Source organism: Diaphorobacter aerolatus (assembly GCF_014489535.1).
In the GTDB taxonomy this organism is placed as follows: domain Bacteria; phylum Pseudomonadota; class Gammaproteobacteria; order Burkholderiales; family Burkholderiaceae_C; genus Diaphorobacter_A; species Diaphorobacter_A aerolatus.
On the sequence record NZ_CP060783.1, the window covers coordinates 1,128,540 to 1,143,247 of the forward strand.

Below are 14,708 nucleotides of genomic sequence, written 5' to 3' on the forward strand. Positions count from 1 at the left end.
GAACTACGCCCGTTCGTGCAGCTTCCGCAGGGCTTCAATCCGCGCACGCGAGCCCTTGCCGAGGAGATGCGCAGCGACCCTCAACTGCAGGGCAAAGGCAATATGGCCTTCGTGAACGCGGCACTTCAGCGACTGCGTACGGGCGGTTATACCTATACGCTCGAGCCAGGCGTCGCGGGTGCCCATTCCGCAGACGAATTCTGGTTCGACACCAAGATGGGGTTCTGCGAACACATCGCTTCGGCTTTTGCGATCCTGATGCGCAATCTCGACGTCCCTGCGCGCATCGTCACCGGGTATCAGGGTGGCGAGATCAACGGTGTCGATGGTTACTGGACCGTGCGACAGGCGGATGCCCATGCCTGGACCGAGGTGTGGATCGAAGATCGCGGCTGGGTGCGCATCGATCCGACCGGTGCCGTGATGCCCTCGCGCATCGGCGAATACCGTCGCTTGCAGACTCCCCGCAGCGCCTTCGGTACCGCCTTCGACACGGTGATCAGCCCCACGATCTACATGCAGATGCGCGCCGTCTGGGAAGCCGTCAACAACGGCTGGAATCAATGGGTGCTGAACTACACGCAGGAGCGCCAGTTCAATCTGTTGCGCTCCCTTGGCATGGAGGCTCCGAGCTGGCAGGATCTGGCGCGCCTGCTGGGCGCGATTGCGGGTCTCGCCGCGCTGATCGGCATTGCCTGGTCCCTGTGGGAGCGCAGCCATCAGGACCCGTGGCAGCGCATGATGAGCCAGGCGCGCCAGCAACTCAAGAAGGTCGGCATGGAGTTGCCAGAGCACCTGCCGCCGCGCGGCATCGCGGCACGGATTCGTGCGCACTGGGACGACACCTCGCAGACCCAACCGATCATCGACTGGCTGCTGCGCGTCGAGCGCGCGCGCTATGCGCCCAGGCCCGACGCGGCGCTTGCCGACCTGCAACGCGACCTGCGTCGCATGCCGTGGCCGAGCGCGCCGCCCACATCCAGCGGCGCCGCACCGCAGCCCCTCTGACCGCTCGCGATGAAGCGCCTGTCCGTCGCCATCGCCAGCGCTGCCTTGCTGCTCGCGGCGATGGCCGTGCTCGGCGCGGTGCTCGTGACGAAATCACGAACCATGGCGGGCTCGGCGTCCACGGCTCGCGCTGTCGCCAAGCAGGCAAGCCGCTTTTACGCGAGCAATCCGCGCGCCATGCAGTTGGCGGATCGCATTGCCGCTCGCAACGATCTGGATGCGCAATGGACGCGCCGCATCATTGGCTCGGCTCGCGTGATCGAGCCCATCAAAAAGCTCGTGCTGCCGCCACCGGAGAGCGGGCAAAAGAAGAACTGGAACGCTTACCGCGCGAGATTCGTGGAGCCCACGCGCATACGCGCCGGAGTGCGATTTCGTGATGCGCACCTCGATGCCCTGCAACGCGCGGAGCAGCAGTTCGGCGTACCCGCCGGCATCATCGTCGGAGTCCTCGGCATGGAGACGCTGTGGGGCCAGCAGACCGGAAAAATCCGCGTGCTCGATGCGCTCGCGACACTGGCCATCGACTTCCCGCGCGAGCATCCGAGGGCCGCTGCCCGCAGCGAATATTTCGTGCAGGAGCTCGAACAATTCCTGCTGCTGATGCACCACAGCGATTCCGACCCACGCACGCCACGCGGCAGTTACGCGGGCGACATGGGCATGCCGCAATTCATGCCGTCGAGCTGGGCGCGTTACGGTGTCGATTTCAACAACGACGGCCACATCGACCTGTGGAATGCCGAGGACGCGATTGGCTCGGTTGCCAACTACCTGCAAGGCCATGGCTGGATGGCCGGTCTCCCGGTGTACTACCGCATTGCGGCAGGCGTCTCCGAGCCGGTGCTTCGATCACTCGGCTCGGGCGGGCTCGCGCCGAGGCACAGCATCGAAGCGCTCCACGAGCAGGGCATCAGCCTGGTGAATGATCAGGGCCAGGAACTTGCACCGCATTCGCTTGCGGAACTGCGCCTTGCCCTCGTCGAGCTGGAAAATCGCAGCAGCCCATCGCTCTTTGTCGCAGCCACCGGCAATCTGCAGGCTCTCACGCGCTACAACCCATCCAGGTACTACGCCATGGCGGTCACGGAACTGGGTGCGGCGATTGCCGCAGTGTCGCCACAACGATCACAAGGGCGATAGCCGCAACTCAGGCGGGGCGCGCCATCCTGCATGTCGTCGGCTGCTCCGCCTTGGCGGCGGGAATTTCGCGGATCACACGAAAGCCGTAGCCCGAGCCCTCGACATCGAATTTCACGCCCGGCGTGCCGACCTTCTCCATCATGCCGACGACCAGGTTCTGCTGGAACTGGTGATCGGCAGCGCGCATGCGCCCGCGCTGGCCGTACAACGTCACGTCGACCTCTTCAAGCCTGCGCGCAATCGCAACCACGTCATGGGTCGTCTGCGCGCGTTCCGACGCCTGCGCGAGGGCCTCGATCATGAGCTGCATGCGCATGTGAACGTAGTCATCCTGTGGCTTGGGAAAACGCGTGCGGAATGAACGGTAGAACGCCTCGCTGTCGGCGGTCTGCACGTTGGGCAGCCAGTCGGCGACCGCAATCACCTTGCCCACACCTGCATCGCCGAGCGCTGCCGGGGCTCCGAGCGCGTTTCCGTAGAAGGTGTAAAACCTGCCATCAAACCCCACGTCGCGCGCCGCCTTCACGAGCAGCGTGAGATCGTTGCCCCAGTTGCCGGTGATGACCGCCTGCGCGCCGCTGGCCTTGATCTTCACGGCGTAGGGTGCGAAGTCCTTCACGCGCCCCATCGGATGGAGTTCCTGCGCGAGCACCTTCACATCGGGACGCTGAGCCGCCAGTTGCTCGCGCGCCTCGCGCAGCACGGCCTGGCCGAAGCTGTAGTCCTGACCGATCAGGTACACGCCCTTGAGCGCCTTGTCCTCGCGAATCACATCCATGAGCGCGGCGATGCGCATGTTGGCGTGCGCGTCAAACCGGAAGTGCCAGAAGCTACAGCGCTCGTTGGTCAGCGAAGGCTCTACCGCCGAGTAGTTGAGAAACAGCACCCGCTTGTCCGGTTCGCGTTCGTTGTGCTTGTTGATCGCATCGATCAGCGCCGACGCGGTCGCCGACGAGTTGCCCTGAAGAATCACGCGCGCACCGTCGTCGATGGCTGCACGCAGTGCCGAAAGTGCCTCCTCGTTCTGGCCCTTGCTGTCGTAGCGCTGTAGTTGCAGCTTGACCGTGCCGCCGCGCGCGTTGACTCGCTCCACGGCCCACGCGATGTTGCGCAGCACGGCTTCTCCGGTATTGGCAAACGGGCCGGACAGGCTTTCCACCAAGGCCAGCTTGAGCACCCCCGCATCGGCCGCGAAGGCCGCCAGCGAGGACAGCCCTGCGCCCAGCATGGCCGCGCCGGCCTTCAGACTCAGTCGTCGGGATTGGTTCGTCGTCATCATGGTTTCTGCCCAGGCTCCGATGCCGGCGTCGCATCGCGCTTGTCGTCGCTCGCCGCCTTGGCCTCGTTCGCGCGCTGCTCGGCCATCAGGCCTTCGATGATGGTGTCGATGGAGGAGCGCTGAGGCTTTGGTTCGGCCGCCTCGGGAGCCGCAAGCTCCACGACCGGTGCCGGTGCAGGCTTGATGACTTCATAGGGCTGGACAGGCGACGCGGTCACGGGCTGCGTTTGGGGTCTGGCGTTCGGCGTGGATTTTTCGGCGCCCGATGGTACGGCAGGCGATCTGGACAACGTCGAGCCCGATTGCGGCAGCGCCGTAGGGACATAGCGGTCGAACAACTGGAAGAACAGCTCATAGAAGCGCGGATCGGACACGGTCTCGCTTCCCACCTTGACCAGCGTGTCCTCGGTCGCACTCACCGGCAGTGACAGCGAGCCAATCGCACCCACGCCGAGAGAAGCCGAGTTGTTGATCTTCTTGATCACATAACGGTCCTGCAACGCGCTCGCGTAGGCAGCGGTCTTCTCATCGTTCTTGCCGTCCACCGCGCAGACCACACGCATTTCCACCTGATAGTGGATGTCGTTCGTGGGCTGGAAATACTTGCGCCCGGTGACCAGTTCATCGGTCGCCGTATTGACGAGATAGCCCTGGCTGAGCAGCGCGCGACGAGCCGCCTCGCAGGTCCGGGATTGCGAAGCAGCCACGTGGCGTGTGTACATGCCGGTGTTGTCGAAGTCGGCCGGACTGAAGGCCACAGGCCGCTCGAGCCCGGGCATGCTCGAAGGAAGCGACGAGCAGCCGGTCAATGCGGCAGAGCCGACGACCACACCAGCCGCAAGCCAGAAAGAAAAACGTGGTTGGAACATATGAAGAAATAACGCTGATGATCGCGCCGGGGCGAGCGAAAAAACTTTGCAGGCAGAGCCCTTGAAATGCCTGATTCCTCACCCATTTTCTCAACAAGCGCGCGATATGTTTAAAAAATTCCCGAATCCCACAGGAGCATTGAGATGATTTTCGCACCCGTCATTCACCGTCACGCAACATTTGGCCTTCCTCGCGTGTCAGACGCTGCCTTGCAACGCTTCATGGCAAGCACCTTGCAGTCGGCCACACCCAATGATGTACAGGTCACCAAGGACGAGAACGGCGTGACGCTGCAACTGGACGTGCCCGGCCTCTCGCGCGATCAACTTCAGATTCGCCTTGAAGGCAAGCAAGTGCACCTGAGCAGCATCGAAGGCGCACCGCGCAACGTGCGCCGCAGTTGGGAACTCGCCGAAGAAATCGATACGGCCGCCAGTTCCGCGAAGCTCGAAAATGGTGTGTTGACCCTGCAGTTGGTCAGGCTGGCACCCGTTGACAAAAGCGTTTCGCTGAGCATCAACTGATCGACAGAAAAGCAAGGCTGTAGCGCCCGTTCGACATCCATCTTTAGCAACGAAAAGGCGGTTTCAAGAACCGCCTTTTTCGTTTTAGTTGGGGTAAAAAAGATCGCTACACCAGCGTATCGAGCGGCCAGCGCGGCTTCACGTCAAACGCGTATTCGGTATTCGCGGCCTCGCGTCCCGCTTGCAGACGCATGGCGGCTGCCATCGCGATCATTGCGCCGTTATCGGTGCACAGATGCAGCTCGGGGTAATGCACACGGATGGCGCTTGTCGCGCATTCGCGATCGAGTTGTTCGCGCAGCAGCTTGTTGGCCCCCACTCCGCCCGCGACGACAACGCGCTTCATGCCCGTCTGATTGAGCGCGGCCAGCGTCTTCCTCACCAGCACGTCGACAATCGCCGCCTGCGTGCTGGCCGCCAGATCGGCCTTGCGTTGTTCAAGCTCATCGCCGAGTTTTTTGGCCTGCGTGAGCACGGCCGTTTTCAATCCAGCGAACGAAAAATCCAGATCCCCGAATGCAGCAAGGGGCGCGGCAGTTTGAATGCCTTGGGATCACCGCCTTCCGCCAATCGGGACAGCACCGGCCCGCCCGGATACGGCAGCCCCATGAGCTTGGCAGACTTGTCGAACGCCTCACCGGCCGCGTCATCAATGGTCTCGCCGAGAATTTCATACTCACCCACGCCATCGACTCGCATGAGCTGCGTATGCCCGCCCGACACCAGCAACGCCACAAACGGAAATTCCGGAGGATCGGCGCTTAAAAAGGGCGACAGCAAATGCCCCTCAAGGTGGTGTACACCGAGCACCGGCTTGCCCAGCGCGGCGGCCAGAGAGCAGGCCACGCCCGCGCCCACCAGCAACGCCCCGCGAGCCCCGGTCCGCGCGTGAAGGCGACGACATCGACATCGTCAAGCCGCACTCCCGCATCGGACAGCACCGCCTCGGTCAACGGCAAAACCCGGCGTATGTGGTCGCGACTGGCCAGCTCGGGCACCACGCCGCCATAGGCACGGTGCATCTCGATCTGGCTGTGCAACGCATGCGAGAGAAGAATGGGCACGCCCCCGTCGTCCGGCATACGCACAAGCGCCACGCCGGTTTCATCACACGAGGATTCAAACCCCAGAATCAACGAACTCATGCCCGAAGTGTAATTCGCCAGAAAAATCAAACAGTGCCAGGGGCCATGTCAGCACGAGCGAAGCAACGTGCCGGACACAGCTCTTTTCAATCCCGGCCAGCAAAACCAATGCCCCACAAACCCTCGGCTTCTAGCATGAAAAGTGTCTTTTCAAGCAGCTTTTGACCGCCCGGCAAAAGCCGTCACGACACGGAATTCCCCGTGATGTACTGCTCCATCTGCTCAATCAGGAACTTCTGATGCTCCATGATGTTCTTGACCAGATCCCCGATGGAGATCAGCCCCACAACCGCTCCATCACTCACCACCGGCAAATGGCGGATGCGGTTGGCCGTCATGACCGCCATGCATTCGTCGGTGCTGTTTTCCAGGTGAACAAAGCGCACGGCACGCGTCATGACCTCGCTGATCGGCGTATCACCCGAGGAACGCCCCATGAGCACAACCTTGCGCGCGTAATCGCGCTCGGAAAAAATGCCTTCGATGCTGCCATTGCCATCGAGCACCATCAAGGCGCCGATACCCTTGTCGGCCATGAGTTTCAACGCGCTCAGAATCGTTTCGGCGGGCTGTACGGAGTACACCTGAGCCATCGGCTTGGACTTCAGAACTTCGGCTACCGTCGTCATATCGAGCTCCCTGGGCAGTCAATGTGAATGAATGTGCACGGACTTCAACCTCATCGAATTAACAATGAATTGAAGTTTTGCAGGGACAAGTGTTGCCCAGGCTGGGCGCTTGTGCAACCGGTCGGTGCACCGATCAGGGTTTGCCTTAGCAACCGAATGCAACCTGCAATCGCAGTCATCTTCCTGTCATCGGTTTGCGCGGGCCATGCCAATGAAAAGGCGCGGAGCAAAAACAAAACGGCCGAGTCGCCTGAAAAGGTCCGACTCGGCCGCCTCGGGACGGAAGCATCCCGTTGATCCCGTCAATCAAATCGCTCAGCGGCGACCACCGAGGAAGGAGGTGCCCATCTTGAGCAGGTCGCCGATGCCGACCTGACCGTCACCATCCTGATCGAGCAGGCTGCCCAGCAGGCCACCGCCCGCGCCGCCCTGTTGCTGGGCGCGGGTTTTTTCCTGACCTAGCATATTGCCGAGACCGCCGGTGTCCATGCCGCCAGAGCTCACGCGGTTTGCGAGGAAGGCCATCACGATCGGTGCCAGGATCTGCAGCAACTGACCGCCGCCCGCGCCAAGGCCCGATGCCTGGCCCAGACTGCTGCCCGCGCGATCCTGCTTGCCGCCGAAGATGTGGCCCAGGATGTCTGCGCCCATGGACGAAGAACCACCGGCAGCACCGCCGCCGCCAAGCACCGAGCCCAGCAGGCCGCCGAGATCGAGTCCGCCCATGCCGCCAAGGGCCGCCTGCGGTTGCTGGCTGGGCATGTGGCCCTGCAGCGCATTCATCAGCGAATCCGCTCCGCCCGGTTGCTGTGCGTTGTGGCCCAACGCGCCCAGCAGCATCGGCAAAGCCATGCTCACCGCGCTGCCGGTTTCCTGTGGATTGGATCCCAGTTGCTGCGCGATCTGCTGCATCGGAGCGCCCTGCAATTGCGCCATCAGTTCTTCCGCGAGAGAAGCGTTGTCATTGGTGTTCATGGGAGCGATCCTTCAAGTTGGAAATGGATGCACTTCGCCGCCGGAAGGCCCCTTGGCAACGTGCAAAGCGCGATGTTATTCGGCGAATGTGAATCTACACAGGGACATGTCCCTACTGGCAAAAAAGATGGACGTTAGTTAACAAATTCTCCAGCGCACTATCCGGTAGTGGCTCCAACCCGTCTCAGCCTGACAGCTCGAGACGGAATCCCACGCCGTACACCGAACGGATCGGATCGGCCTCTGGGTCCACCGCTTCGAATTTGCGGCGCAGATTCTTGATGTGACTGTCCACCGCACGGTCATTCACCGAACGCGGATCGGCATGCAGCCGCGCCAGCAATTGATCGCGTGTGAACGCATGGCCGGGTGCGGACAGCAGCACGCGCAACAGGCGAAACTCCACCGGCGTGAGTTGCAGCAGCGCTCCCTTGTAATACGCGCGATAGGCCTCCACATCCACCCAGAGCGGCGACGGGTGGTGGTGCGACGAACCCGTCATCGGCCCGCGCTCGCCGCGCGCCTGCGTGCGGCGCAGAATGGCCTTGACGCGAGCGACCACTTCGCGCGGACTGAACGGGGTTTTGCCGATGTAGTCGTCGGCGCCGGCTTCCAGCCCTTCGAGCCGGTCCCATTCCTCGATGCGCGCCGTGAGCATCACCACGGGCACGTCGCTGAAGGCCCGCAATTCGCGGCACAGGCTGATGCCGTCCTTGCCCGGAAGCATCACATCCAGCAGCACCAGATCGGTCTGCTGCTCGCGCACATGGCGCGCGAGATCGGCACCATCGGGGAGCCACGTGGCCTCGTATCCGGCGGCGCGCAGATAGTCCATCATCAACGACGCCAGTTTGGGCTCGTCTTCCACCACCAGCACGCGCGCAGGTGCGGCAGGCCGCGCATCGTGCAGAACCGGGGACGGATTCGTCATGCGCCCACTCCCTCGTGCAGCGGCGTACCGGACCGCTCATGATTGAGCGGCATGCGGATCGTCATCAGCAACCCGCCCAACGGCGACGGCTGGGCCTGCAAGGCTCCGCCATGCGCCTCGATGATGCGGCGGCAAATGGCCAGGCCCAGCCCCGCGCCACCGCTGGCGCGGCTGCGCGAGCCTTCGACGCGATAGAAACGGTCGAAGATGCGCTGTAGCTGCTCGGGCTCCACGCCGGGCGCGGAATCGCTGAACGTCAGCACCGCCTGCTGGTCCGCGCCGCGCCTCGCGGCGATCTGCAGCCGACCGCCCCGGTCGGTGTAGCGCAGCGAGTTTTCCAGCAGATTGCTGAAAAGCTGCCGGAGTCGCCGCCTGTCGCCCGAGACCACCAGTTCGGGCTCGTCGCACTGCACTTCGAGCACGATGCCCGCATCGCTCAGGCGCTGGGCATACGAAACCACGGCCAGCCGCAGCAGTTCCACCAGATCGAGCGGCGTGTGCTGGAACGTCATCGCTCCCGCCTCGGCCAGCGACAGATCGTAGAGGTCGCTCACCAGCTTGTTGAGCGTTGCGACCTCGGCCTGGAGCGATGGCAATGATTCGCGCGTGAGCGGTCGAACGCCGTCCTCCATGGCCTCGAGTTCGCCATGCAGCACACCGAGCGGCGTGCGCAATTCGTGCGAGAGATCGGCCATGAAGTCACGGCGCATGGCCTCGTTGCGTTCGAGCACCTGCGCCATCTGGTTGAAGTCGGTCGCAAGCTGCCCCACCTCGTCGGGCGAACGGGCATCGACACGAATGGAATAGTCGCCCTCTGCAAGCCGCTTCGTGGCCTTGGCCATTTCGCGCAGCGGTTTGAGCAGCACGCGCGCCACCCACAGCGCCACCAGCGCCGCGAGCAGGGCCGACACCGCTCCCATCGTCCAGCTCGCGCGAAACTGGCTGCGCTCAAAACGCACGTCACCTGCGGCGGTGACGCTCTGGAACTGCGCGTGCACCACGTAGCCTACGGTGCGCCCATCCACTTGCAGCGGCTGGCGTGTTCCCTGCCCACGCGTGTCGGAAAAACCGACCACGAAATGGCCGTTCTCATCGAGCAAGGTGGTGCGCAGCAGCGCACCGGTGAGTTCCGACAGCGGTGGCGACGGAGCCGGCTGCGGCTCTTGCGCGGGAACGGGCCGCAACAGATGGAACCAGCGCCGACGCTCACCGCGCAGGAACTCCCAGCTACTGCCGTTTTCCAGATAGGCCGCGATGATGCGCGGGCGCGCCGCCTCGAGCCGCTCGGCCTCCTGCTCGTTGAGATAACCGAGAAACCCGCGGTTAAAGCTCCACTGCGCTGCGAGCGTCATCGCCACGACCACGCACACCGCCGTGAACAGCACGGCCAGAAACAGCCTGGCGGTGATGCCCAGTGAAAAACGGCTTCTGAAAAATGGCGGCTTCATCTGATCATTCCAGCAGGGTGGGACGCGCGGCAGGCTCCGTGGTTCCTCGAAAGTTCACAATTTAACGACACCCCGCGGACATTTCCGCCGGTTTGCGGCGTTATGGTGCAAATAACGGGTTTTCCGGTACGCAATCCCGGCTTGCCAACCATGAGAATGGCGCAGCCCCGAATGAGACTCCCATGTTTCTCCCAAATTGACGTTCACAATGAACGCTTATAACGAGATTTGCGCTCCTACATGACTTCAGCCGCTCCCATTTTTCCCGCCACGCAAATGCCAGGGCGCGAGCGCAATGCACACACATCTTTCGGGATCATGCTTCAAACGCCTCGCATTTCACGGCTTCTTCTGATTTCAGCCTGTGCACTCGCCGTTAGCGCCTGCTCCAGGAACGATTCCAAGCCCGCCGCCGCTCCGGGCCCCACCGAGGTGGGAGTCTTCACGCTGCAACCCGAACGCCAGGTCGTCACCAACGAATTGCCCGGCCGCACCAGCGCCTTTCTCACGGCGGAAATCCGGCCACAGGTCGGGGGCATTCTGCAAAAGCGGTTGTTCACCGAAGGGGCCACCGTGAAGGCCGGGCAGGTGCTCTACCAGATCGATCCGGCGACTTACTCGGTGGCGCTCAAGAGCGCCGAAGCCGCGCTCGCCAAGTCACGCGCGTCGCTGGGCACGGCGCAGACCAATGCCAGACGCAATGCCGAACTCGTGAAGATCGACGCGGTGAGCCGTCAGGTCTATGACGACAGCCAGGCGGCCGTGCTGCAGGCGCAGTCCGACGTGGGCGTCGCGAGCGCAGCCGTGGACACGGCGCGAATCAATCTCGGCTACACGCAGATCAAGTCGCCGATTGCCGGTCGCACGACCACGTCGAGCGTCACGCCGGGCGCGCTGGTCACGGCCAACCAGACCAATGTGCTGACCACGGTCTCGCAGATCGATCCGCTGTATGTGGACTTCACGCAGTCGAGCGGCGAGGTGCTGCAGCTCAAGAACGCGCTGTCCACCGGCAGGCTGCAAGGCACGGGCAAGGACGAGGCGCGCATCACCATCAAGCTCGACGATGGCAGCAGCTACCCGCATCCGGGCCGTCTGCAGTTCAGTGGCGTGAACGTCAATCCGACCACCGGCTCGATCACGCTGCGCGCCATCGTTCCCAATCCAGACGGGTTGCTGATGCCCGGCATGTACGTGCGTGCCGCATTCGAAAGCGGCGTGCAGGAAGCCGCGCTGCTCGCGCCGCAACAGGCCGTCACGCGCGATCCGGCGGGCAATGCCAGCGTCATGTTGGTGGGCGCAGGAAACAAGCTCGAGCGCCGCCGCATCGTGACCGGTGCGGCCGTGGGCAATCGCTGGGAGGTCGTCTCCGGCCTCAAGTCGGGCGACACCATTCTGGTGGATGGGTCGCTGCGCGCCAAGCCGGGTGACGAGGTCAAGCCCGTGCCCTGGAAGCCGCGCGACGCCCAGAAGGCCGTGACCGGCGAAGACACCGGCACGGCGGCTCCGGCCAATGCGGCGCGCGCAGCCAGCGCCGCCGCATCGCGTTGATCGAGAGACCGACTCCCCATGGCTCAGTTCTTCATCCACCGCCCCGTGTTTGCGTGGGTGCTCTCCATCGTCATCATGCTGGCGGGCGCGATGTCCATCTGGACGCTGCCGCTCGAGCAGTATCCCGACATCGCTCCGCCGCGCGTGACCCTGAACACGATCTACACCGGCGCCAGCGCCGAGACCGTGGAAAACTCCGTCACGCAGGTGATCGAGCAGCAGCTCAAGGGGCTGGACAATCTGCTCTACATGAGCTCGACCAGCGATTCAGCCGGTCGCTCGCGCACCACGCTGACGTTCGCGCCCGGCACCAACATCGACGTGGCGCAGGTGCAGGCCCAGAACAAGCTGCAAGGAGCCATCAACCGGCTGCCCGAATCGGTGAAAAGCCGTGGCGTGTTCGTCAACAAGGGCGGTAACGACTATCTGGTCACCTATGTGTTCACCTCGCCCGACCCGAGCGTCACGCAGGTGCGCATTGGTGACTATCTGACCAGCAACGTGGTCGACGTGATCGCGCGTGTGGACGGCGTGGGCGACGTGACCGTGTTCGGCACCAACTACGCGATGCGCATCTGGATGGACCCGGCGCTGATGGAGAAATACGCGCTGATGCCCTCCGATCTGGTGGTTGCGCTCAACAACCAGAACGTGCAGGTGTCCGCCGGCCAGCTCGGCCAGTTGCCCGCCGTGAAGGGCCAGATGCTGAACGCCACGATCACCGCGCGCTCCAAGTTGCAGACGATCGACGAGTTCAAGGAGATCGTGCTGAAGTCCGCGCAGGACGGCTCGGTCGTGACCATGGCCGACGTCGCCCGCGTCACGCTCGAAGGCGACAACCTGACGGTGAAATCGATTCTCAACGGCCAGCCGGGTGCAGGCCTTGGCATCGTGCTGGCCGATGGCGCCAACGCGATGAAGGTGGCCGAGGACGTACAGAAGAAGCTCAACGAACTCTCGGTCTATTTTCCCGACGGCATCAAGGGCGTGATCAGTTCGGACAGCACGCCGTTCGTGCGCGCCTCCATCGAGGAAGTGGTCAAGACGCTTGCCGAAGCCATGGTGCTGGTAACGCTCGTGATGTTCGTCTTCCTGCAGAACCTGCGCGCCACGCTGATTCCCGCGATTGCCGTGCCGGTCGTGCTGCTCGGCACTTTCGGTGTGCTCTCGGCCATGGGCTACTCGATCAACATGCTGACCATGTTCGCGATGGTGCTGGCGATTGGCCTGCTGGTGGACGATGCCATCGTGGTGGTCGAGAACGTCGAGCGCGTGATGAGCGAGGAAGGACTCGGGCCCAAGGAAGCGACGCAGAAGTCGATGGCGGAAATCACGCCCGCGCTCGTCGGCATCGGCCTCACGCTGTCCGCCGTGTTCATCCCGATGGCCTTTTTTGCGGGCTCGGTCGGCGTGATCTACCGCCAGTTCTCGATCACCATCGTGGCCGCCATGGGCCTTTCGGTGTTCGTAGCCCTGACGCTCACTCCGGCCCTGTGCGCTACCCTGCTCAAGCCGATGGCGCATGGTCACCATGACCGCCCAATCCGCAAGGGCCCGCTCGGGCTGCTCGACCGGTTCTTTCGCGCCTTCAACCACCAGTTCGACAGCAAGGCCAACTGGTACCAGAGTTCCGTCGGCAAGCTGCTCGGCCGCACGGGCCGCATGATGCTGATCTTTGTCCTGCTGATCGGCGTCGTGGCGTGGCTGTTTCACCGCCTGCCGACCTCGTTCCTACCCGATGAGGATCAGGGCTTCGTCACCGCCAGCATCACCCTGCCCTCCGGCGCCACCGACGCGCGCCTGCAGGACGTGATGGACGAGATGACGACCTATTTCCGCGCCATTCCCGAAGTGGACCGCGTCAATGCCATCTCAGGCCTGAACGGCAACCAGAACTCGGGCAACATGTTCGTTCGTCTGAAGCCTTGGGATCAGCGACCGCTGGCGAGCCAGTCGGCCGCAGCCATCGCCAACAAGGCCACGCAGGAGCTTCGCAAGATCCGCGACGCCCGCATTTTCGTGATGCTGCCGCCCGCCGTACGCGGTCTCGGTTCGAGTTCGGGCATCAACTTCATGCTCAAGGATCTGAACGGTCTCGGCCACGACGAACTCATGAAGGCCAAGGACACCATGATCACCGAAGCCCGCAACATGCCGGCGCTGCTGAACATGCGGACCTCCAACTTCGACGACACCTCCGAACTCAAGGTGGACATCGATGACCGCAAGGCCGCCGCGCTGGGGCTCTCGATGACCGATATCAATACCGTGCTCTCGAGCGCGCTGGGCGGCAACTACGTCAACGACTTCATCCACTTCGGCCGCGTCAAGCGCGTCTACATCCAGGCCGACGCGCCGTTTCGCATGTTGCCCCAGGACATCCTGCAATGGTCGGTGCGCAACAGGAACGGAGAGATGGTGCGCTTCTCGTCGTTTGCCTCCACGTCGTGGACGGCCGGCTCGCCACAACTCATGCGCTACAACGGCAGCCCCGCGCTGGAAATGCTCGCCAACACGCCTGCGGGCGTGAGTTCGGGTGATGCGATGAAGGCCGTCGAAACCATCGTGCAGAAATTGCCGAACGGCATCGGCATCGAATGGACCGGCGCCTCGCTACAGGAACGCCAGTCGGGTTCGCAGGCGCCGCTGCTGTATGCGGTTTCGATCCTGTTCGTGTTCCTGTGCCTGGCCGCGCTGTACGAAAGCTGGAGCGTGCCGTTCTCGGTGATGCTGGCCGTGCCGCTCGGCGTCATCGGCGCGCTGATTGCGACCTATACGCGCGGCATGGCCAACGACGTGTACTTTCAGGTCGGGCTGCTCACCACCGTCGGCCTTGCTTCGAAGAATGCGATTCTGATCGTCGAATTCGCCGTGCAACTGCAGGAGCGCGGCGTCCAGATCGTCGATGCCACGCTGCAGGCAGTGCGCATGCGACTGCGCCCGATCCTGATGACGTCGCTGGCGTTCGGCTTCGGCGTGCTGCCGCTGGCCATCGGCACGGGCGCGGGAGCGGGTGGCCGCCAAGCCATTGGCACGGCGGTGCTGGGCGGCATGATCTTCTCCACCTTGCTGGGCATCTTCTTCGTGCCGGTATTCTTTCTCGTGATCCGCAGCCTGTTCGCGCGCGGCAAGGCAAAGGCAACGACCGAAACGCCTGCCGCCCCGGCCCCTGGCCCGAACGACACGCCGCATACCGCACCATGAT

The 14,708-nt window shown here is 63.3% G+C and carries 11 protein-coding genes and 1 pseudogene; 5 read left to right on the forward strand and 7 right to left on the reverse strand.

The features are described 5' to 3' along the window. Positions 1–102 precede the first annotated feature (102 nt). Together H9K75_RS25430 and mltB are read left to right on the forward strand one after the other, a co-directional pair. Entirely contained in the window at positions 103–1,008 is a 906-nt protein-coding gene (locus tag H9K75_RS25430) for a transglutaminase-like domain-containing protein (RefSeq protein WP_404826428.1), read from the forward strand. A 9-nt stretch (positions 1,009–1,017) separates the two neighbouring features. Further along, positions 1,018–2,151: a lytic murein transglycosylase B gene (gene mltB / locus H9K75_RS05265; RefSeq protein ID WP_226858534.1), complete on the forward strand. Its 1,134-nt coding sequence runs from the start codon at positions 1,018–1,020 to the stop codon at positions 2,149–2,151. A 7-nt stretch (positions 2,152–2,158) separates the two neighbouring features. On the opposite strand, the gene H9K75_RS05270 is transcribed toward mltB, so the two are convergent. Next, complete coding sequence (locus H9K75_RS05270) at positions 2,159–3,379, reverse strand: branched-chain amino acid ABC transporter substrate-binding protein (RefSeq protein ID WP_226858683.1); 1,221 nt, start codon at positions 3,377–3,379, stop codon at positions 2,159–2,161. A gap of 47 nt (positions 3,380–3,426) precedes the next feature. After that, the gene (locus H9K75_RS05275; protein ID WP_187725032.1) at positions 3,427–4,299 is read right to left on the reverse strand and encodes a DUF2242 domain-containing protein; all 873 of its coding nucleotides are present in this window, start codon (positions 4,297–4,299) and stop codon (positions 3,427–3,429) included. A gap of 144 nt (positions 4,300–4,443) precedes the next feature. On the opposite strand from H9K75_RS05275, the gene H9K75_RS05280 reads away from it, so the two are divergent. After that, positions 4,444–4,824, forward strand: coding sequence for an Hsp20/alpha crystallin family protein (locus H9K75_RS05280; RefSeq protein ID WP_187725033.1), 381 nt, complete (start codon positions 4,444–4,446; stop codon positions 4,822–4,824). 106 nt (positions 4,825–4,930) lie between these two features. Here H9K75_RS05280 and tsaD read toward each other — a convergent pair. From tsaD to baeS, 5 genes and pseudogenes are all read right to left on the reverse strand, one after another. Continuing rightward, positions 4,931–5,969 (reverse strand): annotated as a pseudogene (gene tsaD / locus H9K75_RS05285) (tRNA (adenosine(37)-N6)-threonylcarbamoyltransferase complex transferase subunit TsaD). 182 nt (positions 5,970–6,151) lie between these two features. Continuing rightward, positions 6,152–6,598 (reverse strand): CBS domain-containing protein, encoded by a 447-nt coding sequence (locus tag H9K75_RS05290; RefSeq protein WP_187725034.1) that lies wholly within the window; start codon positions 6,596–6,598, stop codon positions 6,152–6,154. Between the two features lie 315 nt (positions 6,599–6,913). After that, a complete protein-coding gene (locus H9K75_RS05295; RefSeq protein ID WP_187725035.1) occupies positions 6,914–7,573 on the reverse strand; it encodes a DUF937 domain-containing protein in 660 nt (219 codons plus the stop codon). A gap of 184 nt (positions 7,574–7,757) precedes the next feature. Then, complete coding sequence (locus H9K75_RS05300; RefSeq protein WP_187725036.1) at positions 7,758–8,504, reverse strand: response regulator; 747 nt, start codon at positions 8,502–8,504, stop codon at positions 7,758–7,760. Then, the gene (baeS, locus tag H9K75_RS05305; RefSeq protein ID WP_187725037.1) at positions 8,501–9,952 is read right to left on the reverse strand and encodes a sensor histidine kinase efflux regulator BaeS; all 1,452 of its coding nucleotides are present in this window, start codon (positions 9,950–9,952) and stop codon (positions 8,501–8,503) included. Before baeS ends, H9K75_RS05300 begins: the two co-directional genes overlap by 4 nt. 318 nt (positions 9,953–10,270) lie before the next feature. Here baeS and H9K75_RS05310 point away from each other — a divergent pair, with 318 nt between their 5' ends. After that, entirely contained in the window at positions 10,271–11,503 is a 1,233-nt protein-coding gene (locus H9K75_RS05310; protein ID WP_226858535.1) for an efflux RND transporter periplasmic adaptor subunit, read from the forward strand. An 18-nt stretch (positions 11,504–11,521) separates the two neighbouring features. Beyond that, on the forward strand, positions 11,522–14,707 hold the full coding sequence (locus H9K75_RS05315; protein ID WP_187725038.1) for an efflux RND transporter permease subunit: 3,186 nt from the start codon (positions 11,522–11,524) through the stop codon (positions 14,705–14,707). Position 14,708 lies beyond the last annotated feature (1 nt).